This is a genomic window from Bradyrhizobium sp. NBAIM03 (genome assembly GCF_020194055.1).
Classification (GTDB): domain Bacteria; phylum Pseudomonadota; class Alphaproteobacteria; order Rhizobiales; family Xanthobacteraceae; genus Bradyrhizobium; species Bradyrhizobium yuanmingense.
On record NZ_JADYVS010000002.1, the window covers coordinates 259751 to 284029 of the forward strand.

General features: G+C 64.6%; 22 protein-coding genes. 13 read left to right on the plus strand and 9 right to left on the minus strand.

What is annotated here, in order from left to right; translation table 11 throughout:
- Window positions 1–129 precede the first annotated feature (129 nt).
- On the plus strand, window positions 130–1296 hold the full coding sequence (locus I6F21_RS03915; RefSeq protein WP_036000554.1) for an autotransporter outer membrane beta-barrel domain-containing protein: 1167 nt from the start codon (window positions 130–132) through the stop codon (window positions 1294–1296).
- A gap of 17 nt (window positions 1297–1313) precedes the next feature.
- Here the strand turns inward: I6F21_RS03915 and I6F21_RS03920 are convergent, their stop codons facing one another.
- Window positions 1314–2354, minus strand: coding sequence for a LysR family transcriptional regulator (locus tag I6F21_RS03920; protein ID WP_036000552.1), 1041 nt, complete (start codon window positions 2352–2354; stop codon window positions 1314–1316).
- A gap of 68 nt (window positions 2355–2422) precedes the next feature.
- Between I6F21_RS03920 and I6F21_RS03925 the strand changes: the two genes are divergently transcribed.
- From I6F21_RS03925 to I6F21_RS03945, 5 genes are all read left to right on the plus strand, one after another.
- Entirely contained in the window at window positions 2423–3040 is a 618-nt protein-coding gene (locus tag I6F21_RS03925; RefSeq protein WP_036000548.1) for a hypothetical protein, read from the plus strand.
- Entirely contained in the window at window positions 3027–3647 is a 621-nt protein-coding gene (locus tag I6F21_RS03930) for a GNAT family N-acetyltransferase (protein ID WP_036000546.1), read from the plus strand. Before I6F21_RS03925 ends, I6F21_RS03930 begins: the two co-directional genes overlap by 14 nt.
- 25 nt (window positions 3648–3672) lie before the next feature.
- Entirely contained in the window at window positions 3673–4236 is a 564-nt protein-coding gene (locus I6F21_RS03935) for an isochorismatase family protein (RefSeq protein WP_225140276.1), read from the plus strand.
- Between the two features lie 30 nt (window positions 4237–4266).
- Entirely contained in the window at window positions 4267–4437 is a 171-nt protein-coding gene (locus I6F21_RS03940; RefSeq protein WP_225133048.1) for a hypothetical protein, read from the plus strand.
- Between the two features lie 196 nt (window positions 4438–4633).
- Entirely contained in the window at window positions 4634–6016 is a 1383-nt protein-coding gene (locus I6F21_RS03945) for an aspartate aminotransferase family protein (protein WP_225140277.1), read from the plus strand.
- A 167-nt stretch (window positions 6017–6183) separates the two neighbouring features.
- On the opposite strand, the gene rnd is transcribed toward I6F21_RS03945, so the two are convergent.
- Together rnd and I6F21_RS03955 are read right to left on the minus strand one after the other, a co-directional pair.
- A complete protein-coding gene (gene rnd, locus I6F21_RS03950; protein ID WP_036000537.1) occupies window positions 6184–7332 on the minus strand; it encodes a ribonuclease D in 1149 nt (382 codons plus the stop codon).
- Between the two features lie 351 nt (window positions 7333–7683).
- Window positions 7684–8583 carry a LysR family transcriptional regulator gene (locus tag I6F21_RS03955; RefSeq protein WP_036000535.1) on the minus strand — a complete coding sequence of 300 codons (900 nt, stop codon included), beginning with the start codon at window positions 8581–8583 and terminating at the stop codon, window positions 7684–7686.
- 103 nt (window positions 8584–8686) lie between these two features.
- Here I6F21_RS03955 and I6F21_RS03960 point away from each other — a divergent pair, with 103 nt between their 5' ends.
- Window positions 8687–9676 carry a zinc-dependent alcohol dehydrogenase family protein gene (locus I6F21_RS03960; protein WP_225140278.1) on the plus strand — a complete coding sequence of 330 codons (990 nt, stop codon included), beginning with the start codon at window positions 8687–8689 and terminating at the stop codon, window positions 9674–9676.
- 76 nt (window positions 9677–9752) lie between these two features.
- Here I6F21_RS03960 and I6F21_RS03965 read toward each other — a convergent pair whose 3' ends face one another.
- The 4 genes from I6F21_RS03965 to I6F21_RS03980 are packed head-to-tail and all read right to left on the minus strand — an operon-like array spanning window position 9753 to window position 13765.
- On the minus strand, window positions 9753–11084 hold the full coding sequence (locus I6F21_RS03965) for an ABC transporter substrate-binding protein (RefSeq protein ID WP_225140279.1): 1332 nt from the start codon (window positions 11082–11084) through the stop codon (window positions 9753–9755).
- Between the two features lie 11 nt (window positions 11085–11095).
- On the minus strand, window positions 11096–11965 hold the full coding sequence (locus I6F21_RS03970) for a carbohydrate ABC transporter permease (protein WP_225140280.1): 870 nt from the start codon (window positions 11963–11965) through the stop codon (window positions 11096–11098).
- Window positions 11962–12912: a sugar ABC transporter permease gene (locus I6F21_RS03975; protein ID WP_225140281.1), complete on the minus strand. Its 951-nt coding sequence runs from the start codon at window positions 12910–12912 to the stop codon at window positions 11962–11964. Before I6F21_RS03975 ends, I6F21_RS03970 begins: the two co-directional genes overlap by 4 nt.
- Before the next feature lies 1 nt (window position 12913).
- Window positions 12914–13765, minus strand: a complete 852-nt coding sequence (locus I6F21_RS03980) for a phosphodiesterase (RefSeq protein ID WP_036033944.1) — start codon at window positions 13763–13765, stop codon at window positions 12914–12916.
- 253 nt (window positions 13766–14018) lie between these two features.
- Here I6F21_RS03980 and I6F21_RS03985 point away from each other — a divergent pair, with 253 nt between their 5' ends.
- Together I6F21_RS03985 and I6F21_RS03990 are read left to right on the plus strand one after the other, a co-directional pair.
- A complete protein-coding gene (locus tag I6F21_RS03985) occupies window positions 14019–14273 on the plus strand; it encodes a hypothetical protein (RefSeq protein WP_225140282.1) in 255 nt (84 codons plus the stop codon).
- Window positions 14274–14275: 2 nt separating this feature from the next.
- A complete protein-coding gene (locus I6F21_RS03990; RefSeq protein WP_225182809.1) occupies window positions 14276–15025 on the plus strand; it encodes a M23 family metallopeptidase in 750 nt (249 codons plus the stop codon).
- 123 nt (window positions 15026–15148) lie between these two features.
- Here I6F21_RS03990 and I6F21_RS03995 read toward each other — a convergent pair whose 3' ends face one another.
- On the minus strand, window positions 15149–16621 hold the full coding sequence (locus I6F21_RS03995) for a protein adenylyltransferase SelO (protein ID WP_225140361.1): 1473 nt from the start codon (window positions 16619–16621) through the stop codon (window positions 15149–15151).
- A 197-nt stretch (window positions 16622–16818) separates the two neighbouring features.
- Between I6F21_RS03995 and aspS the strand changes: the two genes are divergently transcribed.
- Both aspS and I6F21_RS04005 read left to right on the plus strand, forming a co-directional pair.
- Entirely contained in the window at window positions 16819–18591 is a 1773-nt protein-coding gene (gene aspS, locus I6F21_RS04000) for an aspartate--tRNA ligase (protein ID WP_225182810.1), read from the plus strand.
- A 169-nt stretch (window positions 18592–18760) separates the two neighbouring features.
- Window positions 18761–18916 carry a hypothetical protein gene (locus tag I6F21_RS04005; protein WP_158284410.1) on the plus strand — a complete coding sequence of 52 codons (156 nt, stop codon included), beginning with the start codon at window positions 18761–18763 and terminating at the stop codon, window positions 18914–18916.
- Window positions 18917–18960: 44 nt separating this feature from the next.
- Here the strand turns inward: I6F21_RS04005 and I6F21_RS04010 are convergent, their stop codons facing one another.
- Window positions 18961–20925: a hypothetical protein gene (locus I6F21_RS04010; RefSeq protein ID WP_225182811.1), complete on the minus strand. Its 1965-nt coding sequence runs from the start codon at window positions 20923–20925 to the stop codon at window positions 18961–18963.
- Window positions 20926–21164: 239 nt separating this feature from the next.
- Between I6F21_RS04010 and I6F21_RS04015 the strand changes: the two genes are divergently transcribed.
- On the plus strand, window positions 21165–23474 hold the full coding sequence (locus tag I6F21_RS04015) for an NADP-dependent malic enzyme (protein ID WP_225140286.1): 2310 nt from the start codon (window positions 21165–21167) through the stop codon (window positions 23472–23474).
- A gap of 352 nt (window positions 23475–23826) precedes the next feature.
- A complete protein-coding gene (locus I6F21_RS04020; RefSeq protein ID WP_036000486.1) occupies window positions 23827–24279 on the plus strand; it encodes a DoxX family membrane protein in 453 nt (150 codons plus the stop codon).

Consider the following 24279-nt stretch of genomic DNA (forward strand, 5'->3'; position numbering starts at 1 on the left):
GTGCAATAGCCTCGGCCGTTATGCGCCAACCGGTTGACCCCTCGTGGCAGTTCGGCCCAAATCGCCGCAAGCGCCGCAGACCGTGTTGCATTTTTGCGCGCCCGCCACTTCGCTTTCGGGATTCATCGCATGCGCTGCGCCGCGCAGCTCTTCGGGACACGGCAGACGATCGGGCTGGACCGCGTCCGCCGGATCGTGGCTGCGCTCGCGATGGCGTTTGCCCTGGTCGTGACGATGGCGGCCGTAACGCCCGGCTTCGCGCAAAGCACGCCCACGCCGACCCCGACGCCCACGCCGACACCCACGCCGTCACCGACCCCGATTCCGTCGCCGACCTCGACCAATCAAAATCAGTCAGCCGGCAACAGCATGCTCAATTTCGGCTCAGGCTTTCTGGAGCGGCTCGGCAATCAGGCCTCGAGCGGCGTCAGCCGGGCGTTCCGCACCAATCCGGGCGGCGGCGGCGCCTCGGTGGCTGCGGAAGATCCGCGCTACCGCACCTGGTTCGAGGGCTATGGCCTGTCGGTCCGCACCGAAGCGCAAGGCGACTTCGTCGGCGACAAGCGCAAGACCTTCGGCGGCGTTGCCGGCTTTGGCGCGCGGCTCGCACCCGGCGTCAACATCGGATTCTCCGTCGACCACAGCCACACCGACATCGACGTGCCGCTGGCGCTGCAATCCGCAACCCTCGATCTCACCCAGCTCGGCTTCAGCGGCTCAATCGACAAGGGCCCGTGGACCTGGGCCTTTGCCATGGTGCACGGCTTCGGCAAGGTCCATTCCAGCCGCGATACCGGCCTTGGCCTTGCGACCGCGCGCTATCGCGCCGCCGTGGACGGCGCGCTGACCGAGATCAGCTATTACTGGACCAAGGACGAGATGCGCATCGTGCCCAAGGGCGCGCTGGAATATGTGCGTGCCACCAGCGCCGCGTTCCAGGAGACCGGCGGGCTCGATCCGCTCAACGTCGGCTCGTCGGCGCTCTCGCGCGCGCGCATCATGCTCGGGGCCGAGGTCGGCCGCTATTTCATCATCGACCAGAAGATCCTGGACCTCTCGGCCTACGGCAAGTTCGTCGACAATTTCCACCAGGACCTCGGATCCATCCAGGTCAGTCTGGGCGCCCAGAACGTCATCGTCCCCGGCATCGGCGAGAGCCGTTACGGCGCGGATGCCGGCGCCTCGGCTTCGCTCAGCCTGACCAACGTGGCGAGGCTCTACGTCAATTACGACGGCAAATTTCGCAACGAGCTCACCTCGCACCAGGGCACGCTCGGCTTCGAATACAAATGGTGAGCTGACGCTCGCCTGCGTTAAGTCGGCGCCGTCGCCACGTATCCCGCCAGGCCAAAGCCCTCGCGCGCCGCCGTCATCATCGGCACCAGCGCGTTCGGATGGATGAACTCGTCGCGGAAGCAGGGATAGGTCCTGGCATCGAAGATCTTCTTCAGCCAGTCGACCACGATCTTGTGCCGCTCGGAGCTGCGGAACTCCTTGTGATAGGTGAGCCAGAGATCGGCGTGATGGCTGACGCCGAGATCGACCGCAACGAGCGGCGCACCGAGCGCGATCGATACCGTCGGCAGGAAGCCGATGCCGGCGCCGCGCTCCACCGCGTAGAGCACGCCCACCGACGAATTGGTCTTGATCCCGACGATGCCTTCGAGCGACTTCAGCCCGAGCACGCGGGCATAGGCGCCGTCGTCGACCTGCGGCGCGCTCTGCTTGATGATGCGGTGATTGTTCAGTTCGGCGAGCGTTGCCGGCACGCCGTAGAGGCTTTCATACTCCTTGGAGACGAAGGGATAGATGTGGAGGCGGCCGAGCTTGGCGACGATCAGATCGGGATTGGTCGGCGGCTCGAGCTGGATCGCGATATCGGATTCGAGCCGCGCGACGTCGGCCTGCTCCATCGCGCAGCGCAGATCGACCGTGATCTTGCGGTACGTCTTCTGGAAGTCGATCAACCGCGGCAGGATCCAGAAATTGCCGGGGCCTTCCGTCACCGCGACGCGAACGGTGCCCGAGGTGTCGTTCGAGGACCGCGCGGCGCGGCGGAAGACGTTGAAGGCATGACGCTCCATATGCGTGACGTCGGCGATCATCGCGGCGCCTTCATCGCTGAGCGTCAGCCCGCTCTGGTCGCGCAGGAACAGCTTGCACCCAATGCTCTCCTCGAGCCGGTCGATGCGGCGCATCAGCGTGGTGGAGGTGAGGCCGAGCTCTTCGGCGGCATTCCGAAAACTTTTAAATTTTGCGCACGCTAAAAACAGCTTCAAATCATCCCAGGACGCGCCCAGGGCTTCTTCACGGTGCTGCATCATCGCAGCACCCCGGTGCAATAACTGCTGCATACTCCTGATCCCCAACCGCTAAGCTCGTCGTAGCGGGGCATGAAAGCCTCGAACGATAGAGGCGCGACATGAGTATGGAAAGGGGCACGTTTGCCGCAAGGCATGATTTCGATGCCTTGCCGCTGAGCCCGGACGTCGACGTCCGCTGTGCGCAATTTTCCGAAATTGGAGCGCTTTCGGAGATGGCGCACCGGCTGGTGCCGGGCGTGCAGATCGGGACGGCGGAGCTTGCCAAATATTACGTCTTCGATCCCCAGAGCATCCTGACATTCAGCCGCAAAGGCAAGCTCGTCGGCGGCATGGCCTTCCTGTTTCTCAATGACCGCGGACATGACGCGCTGCTGCTCGACGAGATTTGCCTCACCGCGCCCGAGACGCGTTATCTCGCATCGGCAGACGAAGACGTCGCTGCCATCTACATCTGGGCGATCGCGGCGACGGGCCGCGGCATCGCCGGTCTCGGTAAGGCCGCGGCTCATCTGCGGCAGATAAGGTTTCGCGATGCGGATTGCTATGCGCAGCCGTCAACGGTGGCCGGACGCGACATCATGAAGGCGACAGGCTTTGCGCCCGTCCCGAGCTTCCAACCCGACCTTTGGTGCTACGAGCGGCCCTGGCATCGACAGCCGATGCGCATGCCGGGAGCGATCATCCAATCAAGGAGCTTTGCAGATGCACGGTACTAGGATTCCAGTCGCCAAGCCCTGTTCCCGCGCTATCACCATCCGCCTCGCGCGCGACCCAAGCGATCTCATGCTGGTGACCGCCATCCGCTCGGCGGTCTACCTCGCCGAGCAGGATTGTCCGTTCGAGGAGGAGTTCGACGGCAACGACATGGTCGCGGCGCATTTCATCGGCTTCGTCGGCAACGAGCCTGCGGGCTGCCTGCGGGTGCGCTTCTTCGGCGATTTCGCCAAGGTGGAGCGGCTTGCGGTGCGTCACCAATATCGGCGCTCGCGCGTCTCGTTCAAGCTGGTGCAGGCCAGTGTCGATTATGTGAAGCGCAAGGGCTTTCGCAAGATCTACGGCCAGGCGCAGGACCGGCTGGTCGATTTCTGGGCCCATTTCGGTGCCAAGCCGCTCGGTCACAACCGCAAGATCACGTTCTCGGATTTCTCCTACACGGAGATGCTGCTGGAGATCGAGCCGGGCCCGGACGCCATCACGCTGGATAGCGATCCCTATGTGATTATTCGTCCCGAGGGCGATTGGGACCGTCCTGGCGTGCTCGATGCCTCGGCCGGGCGGGCGGTGACCTCGCCGCTGCGGGACCTCGCGCTCGCCGACCGCTGAAACAGGTGCAGCTGCGCGCAACTCGATGCTGGTTTCAATGCACGATGATCCGCCGATCCTGGTCTGTGCGGATCTTCAGGTCGAGTACCTGACCCCCGGCCGCCGTCACGTTATCCGCGAGGGCGATGCGACGACAGCGCGCTGCCTGGAACTCCTGACGCTGTGGCGCAGCAATCTATGGCCGGTGATGCATCTGAAGCGCATCGCGCAGGCGGCTTGGTTCAATCCGTCATCCAGGCTGACCGATTGGATCGCGGAGACCAGGCCACAACCGGGCGAGATGACGTTCGAGCACCCACTGCCGTCCGCCTACAGCTCGTCGCGGTTTGGCGGCCACATGTCCGCTATCCGCACCACACGCTGCATCCTGATCGGCTTTTCCCTGGACGAGACCATCCTGGCCACTGCCGTCGAGGGGTTTCACCGCAGTCATCGCTACCATGTGATCACCGACGCGGTGGCTTGCCGGCAGCCGGGCACGGACGATGCCGCGGCCTACCGGCATGCGGTAGTGGATGTCATTGCGAATTTTGCTACAATCCAGTCCAGCGCCGAACTGATCAGAACCAGCGGCGCCGTTGCGGTGTAGGCGGCCGCGGCCGGTCGATGGGGTTGAGAATTGTCGCGGGGAGACGAGCTCAAGGAGCTGGCGAGCGATCTGTCGCATGCCGCCGAGAAGGCGCGCAGACTTGGGCTGCCTACCACGGTCTACTTGCTCTCGATGGCGCTGGTGGAGGTGAGGGAAGCCGTTTCCGCCACCGACGAAGTGGACGACGACGGCGCGGCGTGAGAGCTGCCCAGCCCGATTCTGCGATCCGCGGTCCTATCATGTGCGGCTTTGTGCATCGCTGCTGAGCGCTTGCCGCCGACGAATTGGCATTGCAAGTTTTGCGTCGTGGCAATAGCCAAGTACTTGAGACAAGTACTCGCCATCGAGTGATGACGCCGGCCCGCCGGCGGCGTGACGCTTTTAGGGATCATCGCAAATGTCCATGCTGCCCAATTCGCAAGAGGCCCGGGATGTGGCCTATCAGCTCCATCCCTACACCAATGCGCGCACGCATCAGCAGGCCGGTCCGCTGGTGATCGAGCGCGGCGAGGGGCCTTACGTCTTCGACGCGTCGGGCAAGCGCTATTTCGAAGCCATGGCGGGCCTGTGGAGCGTCGGGCTCGGCTTCAACGAGAAGCGACTGGTCGAGGCGGCGCACAAGCAGATGCAGGCGCTGCCGTTCTACCATACGTTCTCCGCCAAATCGCACGGTCCCTCGATCGACCTCGCCGAGAAACTGGTCGCGCTCGCGCCGGTGCCCATGAGCAAGGTGTTCTTCACCAATTCCGGCTCGGAAGCGAACGACACCGTGTTGAAGCTGATCGCCTATCGCTCCAACGCGCTCGGCCAACCGCAGCGCAAGAAGGTGATCAGCCGCCTGCGTGCCTATCACGGCGTCACCATCGCATCCGCCAGCCTCACGGGCCTGCCGAACAACCACCGCTCGTTCGACCTGCCGCTGCCGAACATCCTGCATACGGGCTCGCCGCACTTCTACAAGGACGGCGCCCCCGGCGAGAGCGAGGAAGCCTTCGCCACGCGCCGGGCCGAGGAGCTCGACGCCCTGATCCAGAAGGAAGGGCCGGATACGATCGCGGCGTTCTTCGGCGAGCCGGTGATGGGGGCGGGCGGTGTCGTGGTGCCGCCGGCGACCTATTGGGACAAGATCCAGAAGGTCCTGAAGAAGTACGACATTCTCCTGGTCGCCGACGAGGTGATCTGCGGTTTCGGCCGCACTGGCAAGATGTTCGGCTGCGAGACCTACGGCATTAAGCCCGATGCGATCGTCGTCTCCAAGCAGATCACATCGAGCTATTTCCCGCTCTCGGCGATCATCCTGAACGACCGCATGTTCGAGCCGATCGCGGACGAGAGCAACAAGATCGGCGTGCTCGGCCACGGCTTCACCGCGGGCGGCCATCCGGTCGGCTCGGCGATTGCGCTGGAGAACCTCAAGATCATCGAGGAGCGCGGCCTCGTCGCACACGCGGCCGAGCTCGGTGGCTACATGCAGGGCCGCTTGCGTGAACTCGCCAGCCACCCGCTGGTCGGCGAGGTCCGCGGCGTCGGCATGATCGCCGCGCTCGAGCTCGTGCTCGACAAGGCGCGCAAGACCGCGGCGGCAACGCCGGGCGCCGTCGGCGGCATCGCCAGCCGCATGCTCCAGGAGCGCGGCGTGATCTCGCGCAACATGCTCGATGCCATCGCGATCTGCCCGCCGCTGATCACGACCAAGATCCAGATCGACGAACTGGTGGACGCGATCTCCGGCGTGCTGAACGACATGAAGAGCGAAGTGGCGAAGCTGACGCCGGCGTAAGGCTTCGTCGCTCTCTCCGTCGTCATTGCGAGGAGCTCTTGCGACGAAGCAATCCAGACTGTTTCCGACGAGGGATTCTGGATTGCTTCCCTGAACCTGTCATCGGGCCGCGCTTCGCGCGGACCCGTTGGCTCGCAATGACGGGAAATCGGCGCGACAGCGTGCCCCTACGCCCGCTGCACCCCGATCACGCGGCCTTTCTCGATCGCGAGCGCGAGCTCGCCGCGCTTGAGCTTCAGCGCGGCGTCGCCGAACAGCTCGCGGCGCCAACCGCGCAAGGCGGGCACGTCGGCCTCATCGTCCGCCGCGATCTCCTCTAAGTCGTCGACGGTCGCGATCACCTTGCTTGCGACTGCGTGGCGCTCGGCGGTCATCCGCAACAGCACCTTCAACAGCTCGACGATGGCGGCGCCGTTGGAATTGTTGCGCGGTTTCTCCAGCTTGGGCAGCTTCGAGAAGTCCCGCGCCAGCCCCCGCTCGACCGCGGCGATGATGTCCGCGCCCCATTTGGATTTCTCGAACCCCTTCGGCACCGAGCGCAGATGGGCGAGCTTCTCCAGCGTGGTCGGCGCGTGGGTCGCGATATCGGTGACGGCTTCGTCGCGCAGCACGCGGCCGCGCGGCACGTCGCGGCTCTGCGCCTCCTGTTCGCGCCAGGCCGCGACCTCCATCAGCACCGCGAGGTCTTTGGGCTTGCGGACCCGCGTCTTCAGGCGCTCCCAGGCGCGCTCGGGATGGAAATCATAGGTGCGGGGGGAGGTCAGGACCTCCATCTCGATGGAGACCCATTCGCTGCGGCGGCGCTTCTTCAGGTCGGCGTCGAGCGCGGCGAACACGTCGCGCAGATGGGTGACGTCGGAGACCGCGTAATGCATCTGCTCCTTGGTCAGCGGCCGGCGCGACCAGTCGGTGAAGCGGTGGGTCTTGTCCGGACGGTGGCCGGTGACCTTCTCGACCAGCGCGTCATAGGCGATGCTGTCGCCGTAACCGAGCACCATCGCAGCCACCTGGGTGTCGAACACCGGGTGCGGGATGATGCCCGCCTGGTGCCAGATGATCTCAATGTCCTGGCGGGCGGCGTGAAACACCTTGAGCACGCCCTCGTTGCCCATCAGCTCGAAGAACGGCTTGAGATCGATCCCCTCGGCCAGGGTGTCGATGACCACGGCTTCCTCGGCGCTGGCCATCTGCACCACGCACAGCAGCGGGTAGTAAGTGGTCTCGCGCAGGAATTCGGTATCGACTGTTATGACGGGGTGCTTGGCCAGCCGGCTGCAGGCAGCCGCGAGGTCAGCGGTGGTGGTAATTAAATCCATGAACGGCCCATGACACTTGGTATCAGCCGTTCCGCCGAAAGTGCTGTGATGTCAAGGGGCTCTAAGCGAATTCGAGCCTTGCATCGGGCCGGAATCGTCCCTTTCCGACGAAATTCCTATTCGTAACGGATCCGGTGCGAGGATTTGCGGGCGCAGGGCAGCGCCACCACGATCACGCACATGGCGACCAAGGCCAATCCCAGGAACTCGAAAACCAACAGATCCACGGCGAAATCTCCAGAAACATTGATAGATTTGTCGGGGGTGCGTTGAGGGTCTGTTAATTGCGATGGTTACCGGCGGCGGGCCGGGGCGGATGGTGGACGAGAAGTTAATTGGGCGCAGCCATGGTCACGCCATCAGCTTCGGCAAGCCGGTCGCGAGGATGTCCACGGCAGCGCGCACCTTCGGCGGCAGCCGGGGTGAGCGCGGCCAGAGAGCGTGGCACTCGTAGAGGAATTGGGGCTGACTGCTGAAGAGATTGACCAGCGCACCCGTGTCGAGGCGCTCGCGGACCAGCCAATAGGGTAGCCAGGCGAGACCCATGCCTTGTGCCGCGGCATCGGCAATCGCCTCCAGGTCGTCAAGTCGGAGCCGGCCCGATGGCATGATCTCGCGCGGAGGCGCGCCCTCCTGCGGAAAGAGCCACGGCCGGACACGCCCTGAGCCGCGATAGATGATCGCTTGATGGGCGGCGAGATCGTCGAGCGATTTCGGTTTGCCGCTCGTGCGCAAATACGACCGGGCGCCACATACCACCATGCGCTGGCTTGCGATGCGCCGTGCGATCAGGCCGGACTGGTCGTCGAGATCGCCGGTTCGGATTGCCAGATCGTAGCCGGCCTCGACGATGTCGGCAATCGGATCGCCGAACGAGAGGTCGAGTTCGAGATGCGGATATTTCCGCGCGAGCTTCATCAGCAACGGCGCAATGCAGTGCCGTCCCAGCAGGGCCGGCATGGTGACGCGCAGCCTGCCGCGCGGCTCCGACAGCTGGTCGGCAACGACGCTATCTGCGGCTTCGGCCTCGCTCAGCACCGCGCGGCAGCGTTCGTAGTAGGCCTGGCCGGCGTCGGTCAGGCTCTGGCGCCGCGTGGTGCGGTTGAGGAGCCGTGCCCCGAGGCGCTCTTCGAGGAAACGGACGTGCTTGCCAACCATCGGCCCCGACATCTCCAGGGCATCGGCCGCAGCCGCAAACGAGCCGAGATCGACGGCCCTGACGAACACGGCCATGCTGGTCAGGCGGTCCATGATTGAAAACTCCTGGTTTCGACTGTTGGCTTGCTTGGGCGATTTATCCCCTTCGCATGGATCGGCATAGCTCTATTCAGTTCAACTGTTTTGGAGTGCATCCATGGCCCGCGTCGTTCGCTTTTATCGCCATGGTGGTCCCGACGTGCTGCGCATCGAAACCATCGATGTTCCGCCACCGGCGACGGGCGAGGTGCAGATCCGGGTCAAGGCACTCGGCCTCAATCGCGCCGAGGCCCTGTTGCGAAGGGGGACCTATATCGAGCGCGCGACATTTCCGTCGGGGCTGGGGGTGGAGGCGGCCGGCATCGTCGATGCGGTCGGGGATGATGTGACGAGCTTTGTGCCGGGCGATGTCGTGAGCATCGTGCCGCCGCTGTCGATGGTGCGATGGCCGGCCTATGCCGAGCTCGCGACGTTTCCGGCCGAACTCATCGTGAAACATCCGCCGGAGCTCGGCTTCAAGAAGGCGGCGGCCGTGTGGATGCAGTATCTGACGGCCTACGGCGCTTTGGTCGACATCGCCCGACTTGGCCGAGGGGACATCGTCGCCATCACCGCTGCATCCAGCAGCGTCGGGATTGCGGCGATTCAGATTGCGAACCGGGTCGGCGCGACGGCGGTCGCGCTGACCAGGACCTCGGCCAAGCTTGGGGCCTTGCGCGATGCCGGCGCGCCTCATGTCGTCGCCTCGGACGAAGACGACATTCGGGCGCGGCTGGAGGCGATCGCCGGATCTAACGGGGTCCGCGTCGTCTTCGACGCCGTCGGTGGTCCCGCGTTCGAGCCGCTGACCGCGGCCATGTCGCCGGGCGGGATCCTGATCGAATATGGTGGATTGAGTCCTGAGCCGACCCCGTTTCCGCTCTTCAACGTGTTGACCAAGAGCCTGGTGCTGCGCGGCTACCTCGTGCACGAGATCATCCGCGATCCCGCGCGCCTTGCGCAGGCCAAGGCGTTCATTCTCGACGGGCTGTCGGATCGCACCTTGCAGCCGGTCATCGCCAGGACGTTCCGCTTCGAGGACATCGTCGAAGCGCATCGGTTTCTGGAGTCGAACGATCAGTTCGGCAAGATCGTGGTGACGATCTGATCGAGCGCATTCCCAACGCATTCGGCGCCCCGCATGACGGGGCGCCGAAGCTTGTTCGTGCGATGGACAGCCGATTTTACGGCAGCTTCAGCGACGTCTCCGCGTTGTATGGCTTCAGCGTCTCGTCGGCGGCTTTCTGGGCGGCGGCGAGAGCTTCCTTCGGCTGCTTCTTGCCGTTGAGGACCAGCATCACCTCGTCCTCGAGGTTCTTGCGCACCGGCACGGTCTTGTAGGTCGCGAACCACGGCTTTGCGACGTCGAGCTGCTCGACGGCGGTCTTGGCGTCCGGGTTCTTGGCCAGGAATTCGACCATCTCCGGCGTCTTGTAGGCGGCCATGTTCGGCGCGAAATAGCCGGTGGCGCGGCTCCACCAGCCGCTCTTCTCCGGCGAGGTCATCCACTTGATCAGCGTCCAGGCGGCCTTCTGCTTGTCGGCCTCAAGCCCGGCCGGCATGATCAGCGAGGCGCCGCCGATCGGCACCGCGTTGCGGACGTTGCGCGGGATGAAGGCGACCTTGTAGGGGAACTTGGCGTTGTCGCGCACATAGGTGAGCGAGCCTGTCGACAGCATCATCATCGCGGCATTGCCCGAGATGAAGGAGGTGCTGACGGCAGGGCCGGGCGTGGCGCCGGGCGTGTGGACCTTGTGCTTGTAAATGAGGTCATTCCACCAGGTGAGCGCGCCGAGCATCGAGGGCGTGTCGTAATAGACCTCGCCGCCGAACTCCTCGTTGTAGTAGCGGCCGCCATTGCTCATCGTGAGCGTTTCCATCATCCAGCCGCAGTAATCGTAGGCGCAGGGGATTGCGATGCCCCATTGGGTCACCTTATCGCCCTCGCGCTTGGTCAGCTTCTTGGCCCAGTCGGTGAGCTCGGCCCAGGTCTGCGGCGGCTTGCTCGGATCAAGGCCCGCTTCCTTGGCCTTGTCGGCGTTGATGTAGAGCAGCGGCGTCGAATTGTGGAACGGCACGCCGTAGACCGAGCGGTTGATCACGGCATTGCCGTGCAGCGCCGGGAAGAACTGGCCGAGGAACTGGTCCTTGGTGGTGCCGTCGGCCTTGATCAGCGCATCGAGATTGGTGAGCTCGTTCTCGATCTGCATGTCGAGCAGGAAGTTCGCTGACATGATCACGGCGGCCGGCGGCTTGCCGGCCTTGATCGCGGCGCGGGTCTTGATCAGCGTGTCGTCATAGGAGCCGGTGTAGACCGCAGTCGCCTTGACGCTGGGATGAGTCTCGTTGAACTCCTTGATCAGGGTGCCCATGTCGCGGGCGAGCTTGCCGTCGACGGGGACGGGAAAGAACAGGTCGACCTCGGTCGGACCTTCGGCCTTGGCCGGAATGGCGAGGACGCCTGCCATGGTACCTACCATGGCAAGGCCGAGCATGAGCCTGCGGGAGAACAGCATCGGAAAGTCTCCTATTTGATGCCTGAGGTGACGAAAGAGCTGATGAAGCGTTTCTGGAAGATCAGGAAGGCGACGAGCAGAGGCGCGATCACCATGAGCGTGCCGGCGGCGATGGTGCCCCAGGCCTGCGTGCCTTCGGCGGTCTTGGTGAAGACGGAGAGGCCGATCGTGAGCGGGCGCTTGTCCGGCGAATTGATCACCATCAGCGGCCACAGGAAGTCGTTCCAGTGGCTGGTCACGGAGATGATGGCGAAGGCCGAGAAGCTCGGCATCGACAGCGGCACGTAGATGTGGCGGATGCGCTGGAACAGACCGGCGCCATCGATCAGCGCGGCGTCTTCCAGCTCGGTCGGAATGGCCTCGAACGCCTGGCGCATCAGGAAGGTGCCGAAGGCCGAGGCGAAGAACGGCATCATCACCCCGGTGAGCGTGTCGTAGAGACCGAGCTGCGCCACCAGCGACAGGTTCGGCACGATCAGCAGCACCGGCACCAGCATCAGCTGCATCAGGAACAGGTAGAAGATCGGCGTCTTGCCGGCGAAATCCAGGCGCGCGAAGGCAAAGCCCGCCAGCGTGATCGTGACGAATTGCACCAGCAAAATGCCGGTGCAGATGATCGTGGTGTTGAGCGTGTAGCGCGGGAAATCGCCGATCTCCCAGGCGTCTCTGACATTGTCGAGCGTGGGCTTGAGGCTCGGCATCAGCTCGGCCATGGCGTTGATGCCGTCGGAGGCCGGCCGCAGCGTCGCAACGACCATCCACAGGAAGGGGATCAGCCAGACCATTGCGAGCAGCACGGTCAGGGCGAAGCCGAGCTTGGGCGTGATCTCGCCGCGGGTGGCGAGCGGGGCGTCCTTCCACAGTGTATCGATCAGCTTCATGGCCCGCCCTCGCGGTTCGCCATGGTGCGGAAGGACAGCGCGGTGAGGGCCATCAGCGCGGCCAGCGTCAGCAGCGTCGCGGCCGAGGCCTTGCCGATGTCGTAGTGCTCGACCGCCTGCTGGTAGATGTAGAACAGCACGAGATTGGTCGCGTTGGACGGCCCGCCCTGGGTCATGACGAAGACGTGGTCGACCTGCGTCACCGCATTCAGCGTGGCGATGACGGTGACGAACAGGAAGGTGGGCTTGAGCTCCGGCAGGATGATGTGGCGCAGCCGCCGATACGGTCCGGCGCCGTCGAGATGCGCGGCCTCCATCACGTCCTCGGGCACGGCCTGGAGGCCGGCGAGGAAGAACAGCATGTAATAGCCGGCATTCTTCCAGATCGTGATGACCATGATCGCATAGAGCGCGATGTCGGGATCGCCGAGCCAGTTCGGCAGCACCGGCAGCAGCCGGCCGATGTAATAGTCGAGCAGGCCGACATTCGGCAGGAAGATGAACAGGAACAGCGCCGAGGCCGCGACCATCGGGATCAGCACCGGCAGGAACAGCGCGGCGCGCAGCGCGCTGGTCACCGCGTTGGTGCGCGACAGCGCCAGCGCGAACAACAGCGCAAGCGCAATGCTCGGCACCGCCGTGCCGACGGCGTAGATCAAATTGTTGACGACGGCGCCTGCGAAGGCGGGGTCGGCGAGCACCGCGCTGATGTTCTCAAAGCCGACGAAACGCACCGGCGCCTTCGGCGTCGCGCGCTGATAGAGCGCATCGATCAGCACGCGCCCCATCGCGCCATAGGTGAACAGCGCGAGGAAGACCAGCGAGGGCAGGAGCAGCAGATAGGCCGGCAGCGAGGCCTTGAAGCGGCTCGTGAACCGTTTCAGGACGTGTAGACGCGGTGCCGCCGACGTCGCGACCGGGAGAGCCGCGGGTTCAGCGAGGCTCATCTCATCGCGCCCGGAAATTGAGCGCGTAGTCGCGGCCGTCCACTCCCGCCGGTGGCTCGAAGGGGAAGCGCAGACTCTGGTCGAGGAAATCGTGGCTGTGCACGACGAGGTTCTCGTCGTCGATCAGCACGACGCCATAGGCCGGCGGCTCGTGGCTGGCGAGATGCTCGCTGGCCGCGACGTCGAGCTCGAACCAGACCTGGTGGTTGGTGCCGCGCAGCGTCGAGAACGGGATCTTGCCGTAGCTGCCGAAGATCGGCCGGTGCACATGGCCGAAGAAGAGGTGGCGGATCCGCGCGCGATAGGGCGCGATGACTTCCGCGAATTCGGCGCTCTGCTTCAGCGCGATCTCGTCCATGGCGTGGACGCCGACCGGGAAAGGCGGATGGTGCATGAACACGACGAATTCCTGGTCGGCGGATGCGGCGGCGAGCGTATTCGCCAGCCAGCCGAGGCGCTTTGCGCACATCTCGCCGGCATGGCTGGTCTCGTCCAGCGTGTCGAGGAAGACGAATAGGCCGTGCTCGGTGGTGCGCGTGCCCTGCACGAAGCCGTTGGCATCGCGCGGCGCCGCCTTCAGCGCGTCCAGGCAGGTGACGCGCTTGTCGTGATTGCCGACCATCGCGATGTAGGGAATCTTCAACGCCGTCATCGCCTCGGCGAAGTTGGCGTAGGACTCAGGCTCGCCCCAATGGGTGAGATCGCCGGTCACGACCGCAAACGCAGCGTCGGACTGGTGCTTGTTGATGTCGGCGATCGCCGCATCCAGCCGGGCGCGCGGATCGAGGCCGTAGAGCATCGAGCCGGGATTCGCGAGATGCGTGTCGGTGAGGTGGATGAATTTGAAGGGCATGGCGCGCCTAAATCGGGACGGTGGGAGGATCTGCGCCTCCGGCAAGACGGCGCTGTCAGCCCGTTAGAGCGCGTGTGTTTCAGTTTGATGACAGCGGTTCCCGCGGCCTGCTGAAGATGTGGACACGCCTCCGGGGGCAGATGCGACGCGGATGGCGCCTCACGATTGCGCTGCAGTGAAGGAGCTACCTTGCCGTGAAGATGCGGTCATGGTTTGCTGGGTCCAAGCCTCATTTGCATCACGAGTTTCCCCAATGCCGCCGCGAGTCTTCCGCAAGCTGGGATTGCTTGCTCTCTCCGTCCTGCTTGCCGTGTTGAGCACCGGTCCGCGTGCGACCGCGGCCGAGTTCAACTTCGCCCGCTACAAGGAGACCGATCTCGACGAATTCCTGGCGCGCCGGCGGCCCGCCACCGGCATGGACATCTACCCAATGTCGCCGCTGAAGCTCGATGTCACGCTGGCCTCTCACGGCGAGCCGTGTGCCAACGGAGCGCTCAAGCGTCTCTGATCATGAGCGGCATGCCCAAGCAGGATGCCGACAGCCTGCAGGCGACCAACTGCATCACGGTGCGCTCCGCCAAGGGGCGCGAGCTCAAGGTCTTCATGCAGGACGTGGTTTACGGGTTTCTCCCGAACGAGGTGCCGGTCGGCGGCAAGCTCTCGCTTTATGCGATCCACGCCTTCACCTCGCCCGACGGGCCGGGACTGCTGGTCAGCGAATTCCTGACCCCGCGCAGCTTTCCACGTGCCGACAAGCCGGCGGACACGACGATGACATCCTGCGGATGCTGGACCCACGACGAGCATCCCGGTGTCGATTTCACCGCCGACAAGCCGGGCGCTCCGGTGGCAGCGATGGCGGACGGCGTTATCGTCAAGATCGAGACCGGCGAGCAGGCGCCGGCCGATTTTCCCGGGATCGGCGGCTGCGGCCGATACGTCGTGCTCAAGCACACCTATCCCAATGGCGGCATCGTCTACACGCGCTACGTCCAGCTCGGCCGCGTGGTCGGTCCGAAAGGCGAGACACTTAGGGTGGGAGCGACCGTCAAAGCGAAGGACACGATCGGCGAGATCGGCCCGAGCAAGGTGCTGCATTTCGAGCTTCGCCCCGTCGCTCCCGGCAACACGACGACGGACAAGGCCTGGAGCGAACGCTACGGCAAGATGCCGGACATGGAGTGGTCACGCTACGAGACCGTCGATCCCCAGAAGTTCGACGTGGCATCGTTCGGCGGGGTGAAGAAGGCGACGAAGTAGAATGAGTGCGTAGGGTGGATTAGCGAAGCGTCATCCACCTTTTCGCTCTTCGCGCGTCGAGAGAAGTGGTGGATTACGCCTTCGGTTAATCCACCCTACGCAGCGGGCTCGATCTCGCTTCGGCTACGTCCCGCAGAACGTCTGCAACACGCGCTGATCCGGCAGCGGCGGATCGGCGTAGGCTGCATACTCCGGCTGGTCCTCGAACGGCTTCGCCAGCACCTTCACCAGCTCCTCGAACGGCGCGTAATTTTCGTCGTTCACCGCGGCCTGGATCACGGCCTCGACGCGGTGGTTGCGCGGGATAAAGAGCGGGTTGACCGCGTGCATGGCGGCCTGCCGCTCGGCTGCGCTCTGTGGCTCCAGCGCGATGCGCGCGCGCCAGCGGCCGGCCCATTCGTCGAAGGCTGCGGGCTCCATGAACTGCGCGCGCACGTCGGCGCCCTCATCGGCCGCGGCGTCGCCCAGCTTGCGGAAGGTGAGGGTGAAATCGGCCTGGTTCTTGGCCATGGCATCCAGCAGGTCCTGGATCAGCGCATCGTCGCCGTCGCGCTCGGTGAACAGGCCGACCTTCCGCCGCAGGCCGGCCTGATAGGCGGCGCTGAACTGATCGGAGAACGCGCCGAGAATGTCCTGCGCCTCGGCCACCGCCTTCTCCTGCTCGTCCGAAAACAGTGGCAGCAGGCATTCGGCGAGGCGCGTCAGATTCCACAAGCCGATTCGCGGCTGGTTGGCATAGGCGTAGCGGCCCATCTCGTCGATCGAGGAGAACACCTGGGCAGGATTGTAGGAATCCATGAAGGCGCACGGACCATAATCGATGGTCTCGCCCGAGATCGAGCTGTTGTCGGTGTTCATCACGCCGTGAATGAAGCCGACCAGCAGCCAGCGCGCGATCAGCTCGGCCTGGCGCGCGACCACGGCGGCGAGCAGCGCGTGATACGGCCGCTCCGCCTGAAGCAGCTCCGGATAGTGACGCGCGATGACGTGGTCGGCGAGCCGGCGGATCGCCTCGGTGTCGCGCCGGACGGCGAAGAACTGGAAGGTGCCGACGCGAATGTGGCTGGAGGCGACGCGGGTCAGCACCGCGCCGGGCAGCGCGGTCTCGCGGATGACATGCTCGCCGGTAACGACCGCGGCGAGCGAGCGCGTGGTCGGGATGCCCAGCGCGTACATGGCCTCGCTGACAATGTATTCGCGCAAGACCGGACCGAGCGCCGCGCGGCCGTCGCCGCGGCGGGAGAATGGGGTGGGGCCGCTTCCCTTGAGCTGGATGTCGCGGCGGACGCCGTCTTTGTCGATGACCTCGCCGAGCAGGATGGCACGGCCGTCGCCGAGCTGCGGCACGAAATGCCCGAACTGGTGCCCGGCATAGGCCATGGCGATGGGATCAGCTCCGGCGGGAACCGTCTTGCCGGCCAGGATCTCGGCGCCATCAGGGGTCTCCAGCACATCAGGATCAAGCCCGAGCTGGACCGCCAGCGGCCGGTTCAGCTTGATCAGCCGGGGGGCGGCGACGGGGGTCGGCGCGACGCGAGCGAAGAAGTTGTCCGGCAGCGCCGAATAGGAGTTCTGGAAGGGGAAATGCACCGTCATGACCTCAAGATAGGGCTGGAACGTCAATCGGCAAAGGTTCGTCCCCGGATAAGCCAAAAATGGGCATCTGAGGTCCAAATCCGGCCGTTCCCTTGGTTGCCGCCCCCGTCCTGCCGGGGTAAACCCTGCCGCAACTTCGGACCGGCCATCACGGGCCGTTCGATTCGCTTCCTTCCGACATTGATTTTGGGACGACCATGCATCGCTACCGGTCACATACATGCGGCGCGCTCCGCGAGAGCAACATCGGCGAGACCATCCGCCTCTCCGGCTGGGTCCATCGCGTCCGCGACCATGGCGGCGTGCTGTTCATCGACCTGCGCGACCATTACGGCCTGACCCAGTGCGTGGTCGACCCGGACTCGCCGGCATTCTCGCTGGCCGAAAAGCTGCGCTCGGAATTCGTGGTCAAGATGGACGGCAAGGTCCGCCGCCGCCCCGATGGCACCGACAATGACGACCTGCCGACCGGCAAGGTCGAGGTCTACATCAGCGAGATCGAGGTGCTGGGACCGGCCGGCGACCTGCCGCTGCCGGTGTTCGGCGACCAGGAATATCCCGAAGACATCCGCCTCAAGTATCGCTTCCTGGATCTGCGTCGCGAGAAGCTGCACCAGAACATCAAGACGCGCGTCGAGATCATCAAGTCGATGCGCCGGCGCATGGAGGGGCAGGGCTTCTTCGAGTTCAACACGCCGATCCTGACCGCGTCCTCGCCGGAAGGTGCGCGCGACTTCCTCGTCCCGTCGCGCATCCATCCCGGCAAGTTCTACGCGCTGCCGCAAGCGCCGCAGCAGTACAAGCAGCTGCTGATGATGTCGGGCTTCGACCGCTACTTCCAGATCGCGCCCTGCTTCCGCGACGAGGACCCGCGCGCCGACCGTCTGCCCGGTGAGTTCTACCAGCTCGACGTCGAGATGAGCTTTGTGACGCAGGAAGACGTCTTCGCGGCGATGGAGCCTGTGATCACGGGCGTCTTTGAAGAGTTTGCCAAGGGGAAGCCGGTGACCAAGGGCTGGCGCCGGATTCCGTTCGCCGAGGCGTTGCGCAAGTACGGCAGCGACAAGCCGGACCTGCGCAATCCCATCGAGATGCAGGACGTCTCCGAGCATTTCCGCGGCTCCGGCTTCAAGGTGTTCGCGCGCATGCTCGAAGATCCCAAGAACCAGGTCTGGGCGATCCCGGCACCGGGCGGCGGCAGCCGCGCCTTCTGTGACCGCATGAACTCGTGGGCGCAAGGCGAGGGCCAGCCCGGCCTTGGCTACATCATGTGGCGCGAGGGCGGCGAGGGCGCAGGTCCTCTCGCGAACAACATCGGGCCCGAGCGCACCGCCGCGATCCGCGGGCAGCTCGGCGTCAAGGAAGGCGATGCCGCCTTCTTCGTCGCCGGCGATCCCGACAAGTTCTGGAAGTTCTCAGGTCTCGCCCGCAACAAGGTCGGCGAGGATTTGAACCTCACCGACAAGGAGCGGTTCGAGCTCGCCTGGATCGTCGACTTCCCGATGTACGAGTACAACGAGGACGACAAGAAGGTCGACTTCTCGCACAACCCGTTCTCGATGCCGCAGGGCGGCCTGGAGGCGCTGAAGTCGCAGGATCCGCTGACGATCAAGGCGTTCCAGTACGACATCACCTGTAACGGCTACGAGATCGCCTCGGGCGGCATCCGCAACCACGTGCCGGAAGCCATGGTGAAGGCGTTCGAGATTGCAGGTTACGGCGAGCAGGAAGTGGTCGACCGCTTCGGCGGCATGTACCGCGCCTTCCAGTACGGCGCGCCGCCGCATGGCGGTATGGCCGCCGGCGTCGACCGCATCGTGATGCTGCTCTGTGGCACCACGAATCTGCGCGAGATCTCGCTGTTCCCGATGAACCAGCAGGCCATGGACCTCCTGATGGGCGCTCCGTCGGAAGCCACCACAAAACAGCTCCGCGAGCTGCATGTGCGGGTCAACCTGCCGCAGAAGTGAATTTGACGGTTTCTAGTCTGGTGCCCCGGACGCAGCGCGGCACGCGAGTGATGCGCTGCTGAGCTGGGGCCCAAGAATTCCGGTGAACTTGCTCTTTTCGTCTTCGTCGTGTTCAAGTTGACGTTAATCGTGACATCGATCTAAGGTCGCGTCGTGGACGGAGAGCTCAATGAGCAACAGTCGCGTCGCCGCCCTAGTCTTGGCAGTGATTGCGCTGCTTATCGCCGGCATGATGCTCGACTTTTACTGGGACTGCCGCCTCCTGAAGGGGGGAACGATGAAAGACTGCATGCCCGGTCGCCCCGGACCGACGGGACTTCACTGACGACACGAGTTGAAGCCCTCCCGAGCCGCATCCGGGAGATCGAACTACAGCCCCGTCGAGGCCTCGATCCTGAACTGCGCCAGCGCGCTCTGCGGGTCGGTTTGCGAGAGCTGCATCAATTGCATCAACGGCACCTTGGCGCGGGGCGTCAGCTTAATGGTCAGCGTCTGCCCCGGCGCTTCCACGAATCCGGCGAGCGCGTCGACCGCGCCCCTGGCATCGCTATTGGTCCCTGCGATCTTCTCGCCTTGCGCCCTGATCATCGCGACGATGGCGCTGCGGGCAGCATCGCGGCTGACATTCTGCATGCGTGCGAACTGCGCCACGACGAGATCGACCACGCCGCCGTCACGCAGCGAGGCCTCAAGCGCGCCGGTTTCGACCAGCGCTGCCTGACCCATCGCCTGCGCCGGGTCGGTCGTGAACAGGCCGCGCGGCACATTGACGAGCGCGACGCGGGTCTGCAGCCTGGCGAGGTTGCCGAGATCGAGCGTAGCGGGGGCGAGCGCGAACGCGCCCGACGATTCCGTCCAGGCCGCGCCGAGATCCAGATCGATCGCCAGCTTGTCCACGCCTGCCACGATCAGCGGCTGCAGCGCCGGATTGGCGGGATCGGTCGGCGCGACCATCTTCACGACCAGATTGACCTTGCTCGGGATCGGCCCGACGAACTCCCCCCAGTTCAGGCTGATCGTATCGATGGTGAAGAGCTGCCGCGTCGTCTTGTACGACGAGACCACGCCCTTGATCTCGGCACCTTGGAGCACGCGGAATAGGCCGACCATCTGATCGGGCGAGGGCGGCCGTCCCGGCGTTTGGAGACTCGCCGCCCAGCGCATCAGATTTGCCACGCTGAAGGACTTCAACGCGAAGCGGTCCATCTTGAACTGGCCCTGCGGCATCGGGATGTCGAGGCCCTGCAGCGTTATTCTGTCCTGATCGTATTTGACCGCGTCGAGCCGTCCCGTCCCTTGCGGCGTCTCGGCCGTTTGCCGGCCAATTTCGGCCTTGCCGATCTGGAAGCCGTCGAAGAGGTCGGCCACCTTCTCGATCATGTCATGCGACTGTGCCGGCGTTGGGATCGAGCCGTCGGCCGGCACCAGCGCGATGATCTCGGCCGGCCGGAATTTCGAGGGCCGGATGGCAATGTCGTCGAAGGTGAACCCGTCCACCTGCATGCGCATGCCGGGAGCCGCCGTCACGACATAGGAGTTGACCGAGATGCGCCGATAGATCCTGTGAAAATTGTCGTCGTTCGATCCTTGCGGATCGAGCGCAGCCCTCACGGCGGTTGGGTCGAATTCGTAGATGGCCAGGCCGGACAATTCGCCGGTCATCTTCGCGGGCCTGCCCGGCTGGGTCAGGTCGACCGTAAGGGCGACGCGGTCCATCTTCGCCGTTTCGATCTTGCCCCGGTTGACGTTCTGGATGGACACGCCCGAATAGACATAATCACCGCCGCCGGCATTGCCGCCCGCATCGACGTTGACCTCGAGGGTCGGCACCGCGATCTCCGACGCCGAGATGTTCGCGTATTGCGCGAGGATGAAGCGGTACATGTCGATAATCGAGCCGGTCACCGGCGTGCCCTCTGCGCGGGTCGGGCCGGAAAAATTGCGCGCGGTGATCTGCGGGAGCTTGTAGTTCGCCTTCACGGTGATCCGCTCGGTGGATGTAAAGCCGACCTCGACGCCCGACGCCTCGATGCTGTCGGCCGAGAAACGAGCCTCGTCCGGCTGGCGCACACCGACGGCCGTGATCTTGGCGACCTTCAAGGTGGCGAGCTGCGCCTGGGCAGGCTCGACTTTGATGTCCTCCACCGTCAGCGTCCGGGTCGCGAGCTCGAACCCGATCTTGCCATGGCTCGCCTTGCCCCCACCCGAGCGGATCTGCGCGAACACCGCCTCGACCTCGGCGGTCGCCCGGTTCTGCACATACAGATTGAAGCCGAACCATCCGCCCGCGGCGAGCACCGCTGCCACGACGAGGCCGATCAGGATTCGCTTCATTCCCAGCTCCGATTGCCGATTTTGGATCGCGCAACCTGCCATATTCGCGAAACGCCGCGCGGTCCAGAGAAAGCTATGTTTTCAAATATTTGACGGCGCGCCCTGTTGACGGGGATGCAATCGGATGTTGCCACCGGGCCTTCGGCCGTGCTTCATCCCGTTTCCATGACCCGGAAATACGGTCCGCTTGGGCCGTCGAATCGCATTTTTGAGGCCGGTAACGCGAGGCGAGACACCGCATGTCGTCCTATTCTGATGATCTCCACCAGGCGGCGCTCGCCTACCACCGTCTGCCGCGCCCTGGAAAGCTCGAGATCCAGGCAAGCAAGCCGCTTGCCAACCAGCGCGACCTTGCGCTGGCCTATTCGCCAGGCGTCGCCGCGGCCTGCACCGAGATCGCCAAGAACCCGGCCGAGGCGGCCACGCTCACCACGCGCGCCAATCTGGTTGCCGTGGTCTCCAACGGCACCGCGGTGCTCGGCCTCGGCAATATCGGTCCGCTGGCCTCCAAGCCGGTGATGGAAGGCAAGGCGGTCCTGTTCAAGAAATTCGCCGGCATCGACGTGTTCGACATCGAGATCGCCGCCGACACCATCGACCGTGTGGTCGAGACCGTGGCCGCGCTGGAGCCGACCTTCGGCGGCATCAATCTGGAGGACATCCGCGGACCGGAATGCTTCGAGATCGAAGCGCGCTTGAAGGAGCGCATGAAGATTCCGGTCTTCCACGACGACCAGCACGGCACTGCGATCATCGTCGCCGCCGCCATCACCAATGGTTTGAGGCTGAACGGCAAGAAGCTGTCCGAGGTCAAGATCGTCGCGTCGGGGGCAGGGGCCGCGGCGATCGCGACACTCAATCTCCTGGTCTCAATGGGCGCGCAGCGCAAGAACATCTGGGTCTGCGACATCGACGGCCTCGTGCACGAGGGCCGCAACACCTCGATGGACCGCTGGAAGGCGGTCTATGCGCAGAAGACCGACAAGCGCACGCTCGCCGACGTGATCGGCGGCGCCGACATCTTCATCGGGCTCTCGGCGCCGGGCGTGCTCAAGCCGGAGATGGCCAAGGCGATGGCCGACAAGCCTTTGATCATGGCGCTCGCCAATCCCGTGCCGGAAATCATGCCGGAAGAGGCGCGCAAGGCGCGCCCCGACGCCATGATCTGCACCGGCCGTTCCGACTACCCGAACCAGGTCAACAATGTCCTCTGCTTTCCCTTCATCTTCCGTGGGGCGCTCGACGTCGGCGCCACCGCGATCAACGAGGAGATGAAGCAGGCCGCCGTCGAGGCGATCGCGCAGCTCGCGCGCGAGGCGCCGTCGGATGCCGTCGCGCAGGGTTTCGACACCGGCGAGACGCAGGGCTTCGGTCCCGGCTCGCTGATCCCGAGCCCCTTTGATCCCAGGTTGATCTTGCGCATCGCGCCGGCCGTGGCGAAGGCGGCGATGGAATCGGGCGTCGCAACGCGCCCCATCACCAATTTCGACGAATACACCGCGCTGCTCGAGCGCTTCGCCTTCCGCTCCGGCCTCGTCATGAAGCCGATGTTCGCCAAGGCCAAGACCCAGCCGGTGCGCGTGATCTATGCCGAAGGCGAGGACGAGCGCGTGCTGCGCGCCACGCAAGTCGTGCTGGAGGAAAAGCTGGCGCGGCCGATCCTGGTCGGCCGTCCGTCGGTCGTGGAGGCGCGCATCAAGCGCTTCGGCCTCTCGATCCGGGCCGGCAAGGATTTCGACCTCGTCAATCCCGAGGACGATCCGCGCTACCGCTCCTACGTGCAGTCCTATGTCGAGGTCGCCGGTCGCCGCGGCGTGACGCCGGATGCAGCCCGCACCGTGGTGCGCACCAACAATACGGTGATCGCCGCGCTTGCGGTGACGCGCGGGGAAGCAGACGCCATGCTCTGCGGCGTCGAGGGCCGCTACATGAGCCATCTGCGCCACGTCCGCGAGATCGTCGGCTTCTCGCCTGGAATCAGCGACTATGCGGCGCTGGCGCTATTGATCACCAGCAAAGGCGCCTTCTTCATCGCCGACACGCAAGTTCGCCCCAATCCGAGCGCGGAGGAGCTTGCCGAGATCGCATCGCTCGCCGCGGTCCACGTCCAGCGCTTCAACATCAAGCCGAAGATCGCCTTCGTCTCGCATTCGGATTTCGGCAGCTACGACACCGATTCCTCGCGCAAGATGCGGCTGGCGACCCAGCTTCTGAAGGACAAGCATCCGGAGATCGAGGCCGACGGCGAAATGCAGGGCGACACCGCGCTCTCCGCAGCTGCGCGAAGGATGGTGCTGCCGCATTCCAAGCTGGAGGGCGAGGCCAACATCCTGATCATGCCGACCCTGGATACTGCCAACGTCGCCTATCAGATGATCAAGTCGCTGGCGGACGCGCTGCCCGTCGGCCCGATCCTGGTCGGCCCGGCGCGCCCCGCGCATATCCTCACCCCCTCGGTGACGGCACGCGGCATCCTCAACATGACGGCCGTGGCCGTGGTGGAAGCGCAGGAACGCGCCTCGCGGCAGCAGCCGACGTTGTTTACGTAAGGCACCGCTGTCGCGCCGCTGGAGGTGCAATCCTTCTCCCCTTGTGGGAGAAGGTGGCATAGGCGGCCTTCGGCCGCCGTTCTTAGCGACGCCGAAGCGAAGCTTCGGCCGTGGCGCCGGATGAGGGGGCCGTTTCCGCGAGTCGGGATCTCGCGAGTTGCCCGTGCCGATAGATACCCCTCATCCGTCTCGCCCTTCGCGGCGAGCCACCTTCTCCCACAAGGGGGAGAAGGGAAGAGACCGGCAATTTTGAATTCCTATCAGTTCGCCATTTCCCCGTTTGTAAACCGGCGCACGACTCTCCATAATCTCCTTAAGCGTTCTGCGCTCTGAGCTTGCCAAGAGGCCGATCATGCCAGCGTTCGTGACTTTCGGGCGAATCCTGTTCGCCGTGCTGTTCATCTACACGGGCGCGACCAAGCTGTTTGCCATCCAGGCCACCGCCGACGTCATCGCAACCAAGCTCGTGGTGCCCGATGTCGTCGCGCCTTATGCCCAGCAGGTCGAGACGGCGACCGCCATGACCACGCCGCAGCTCTTGGCGATCGCGATCGGCGGGCTCGAGATCATTGCAGGGCTGATGATCGCGCTGAATTTCGGCGCGCGTTTCTTCGCGATGCTGCTGATCGTCTACGTCGCCGTCGCGACCGTCCTGTTCTACGATTTCTGGAACATGGCGGCGCCCGACAACGCCAAGATGCTGGTCGACGCGCTCAAGAACCTCTCGATCATCGGCGCGCTCTGCATGATCATCGGCTATGGCCGCACCACGCGTCCGGCCGAGGCGGCCTACGGCGACGTCTAG

Bases quoted from the DNA above. Each gene is read 5' to 3' on its own strand.
- I6F21_RS03915 (WP_036000554.1), top strand. From the start codon at position 130: ATGCGCTGCGCCGCGCAGCTCTTCGGGACACGGCAGACGATCGGGCTG.
- I6F21_RS03920 (WP_036000552.1), bottom strand. From the start codon at position 2,354: ATGCAGCAGTTATTGCACCGGGGTGCTGCGATGATGCAGCACCGTGAA.
- I6F21_RS03925 (WP_036000548.1), top strand. From the start codon at position 2,423: ATGAGTATGGAAAGGGGCACGTTTGCCGCAAGGCATGATTTCGATGCC.
- I6F21_RS03930 (WP_036000546.1), top strand. From the start codon at position 3,027: ATGCACGGTACTAGGATTCCAGTCGCCAAGCCCTGTTCCCGCGCTATC.
- I6F21_RS03935 (WP_225140276.1), top strand. From the start codon at position 3,673: ATGCTGGTTTCAATGCACGATGATCCGCCGATCCTGGTCTGTGCGGAT.
- I6F21_RS03945 (WP_225140277.1), top strand. From the start codon at position 4,634: ATGTCCATGCTGCCCAATTCGCAAGAGGCCCGGGATGTGGCCTATCAG.
- rnd (WP_036000537.1), bottom strand. From the start codon at position 7,332: ATGGATTTAATTACCACCACCGCTGACCTCGCGGCTGCCTGCAGCCGG.
- I6F21_RS03955 (WP_036000535.1), bottom strand. From the start codon at position 8,583: ATGGACCGCCTGACCAGCATGGCCGTGTTCGTCAGGGCCGTCGATCTC.
- I6F21_RS03960 (WP_225140278.1), top strand. From the start codon at position 8,687: ATGGCCCGCGTCGTTCGCTTTTATCGCCATGGTGGTCCCGACGTGCTG.
- I6F21_RS03965 (WP_225140279.1), bottom strand. From the start codon at position 11,084: ATGCTGTTCTCCCGCAGGCTCATGCTCGGCCTTGCCATGGTAGGTACC.
- I6F21_RS03970 (WP_225140280.1), bottom strand. From the start codon at position 11,965: ATGAAGCTGATCGATACACTGTGGAAGGACGCCCCGCTCGCCACCCGC.
- I6F21_RS03975 (WP_225140281.1), bottom strand. From the start codon at position 12,912: ATGAGCCTCGCTGAACCCGCGGCTCTCCCGGTCGCGACGTCGGCGGCA.
- I6F21_RS03980 (WP_036033944.1), bottom strand. From the start codon at position 13,765: ATGCCCTTCAAATTCATCCACCTCACCGACACGCATCTCGCGAATCCC.
- I6F21_RS03985 (WP_225140282.1), top strand. From the start codon at position 14,019: ATGCCGCCGCGAGTCTTCCGCAAGCTGGGATTGCTTGCTCTCTCCGTC.
- I6F21_RS03990 (WP_225182809.1), top strand. From the start codon at position 14,276: ATGAGCGGCATGCCCAAGCAGGATGCCGACAGCCTGCAGGCGACCAAC.
- I6F21_RS03995 (WP_225140361.1), bottom strand. From the start codon at position 16,621: ATGACGGTGCATTTCCCCTTCCAGAACTCCTATTCGGCGCTGCCGGAC.
- aspS (WP_225182810.1), top strand. From the start codon at position 16,819: ATGCATCGCTACCGGTCACATACATGCGGCGCGCTCCGCGAGAGCAAC.
- I6F21_RS04005 (WP_158284410.1), top strand. From the start codon at position 18,761: ATGAGCAACAGTCGCGTCGCCGCCCTAGTCTTGGCAGTGATTGCGCTG.
- I6F21_RS04010 (WP_225182811.1), bottom strand. From the start codon at position 20,925: ATGAAGCGAATCCTGATCGGCCTCGTCGTGGCAGCGGTGCTCGCCGCG.
- I6F21_RS04015 (WP_225140286.1), top strand. From the start codon at position 21,165: ATGTCGTCCTATTCTGATGATCTCCACCAGGCGGCGCTCGCCTACCAC.
- I6F21_RS04020 (WP_036000486.1), top strand. From the start codon at position 23,827: ATGCCAGCGTTCGTGACTTTCGGGCGAATCCTGTTCGCCGTGCTGTTC.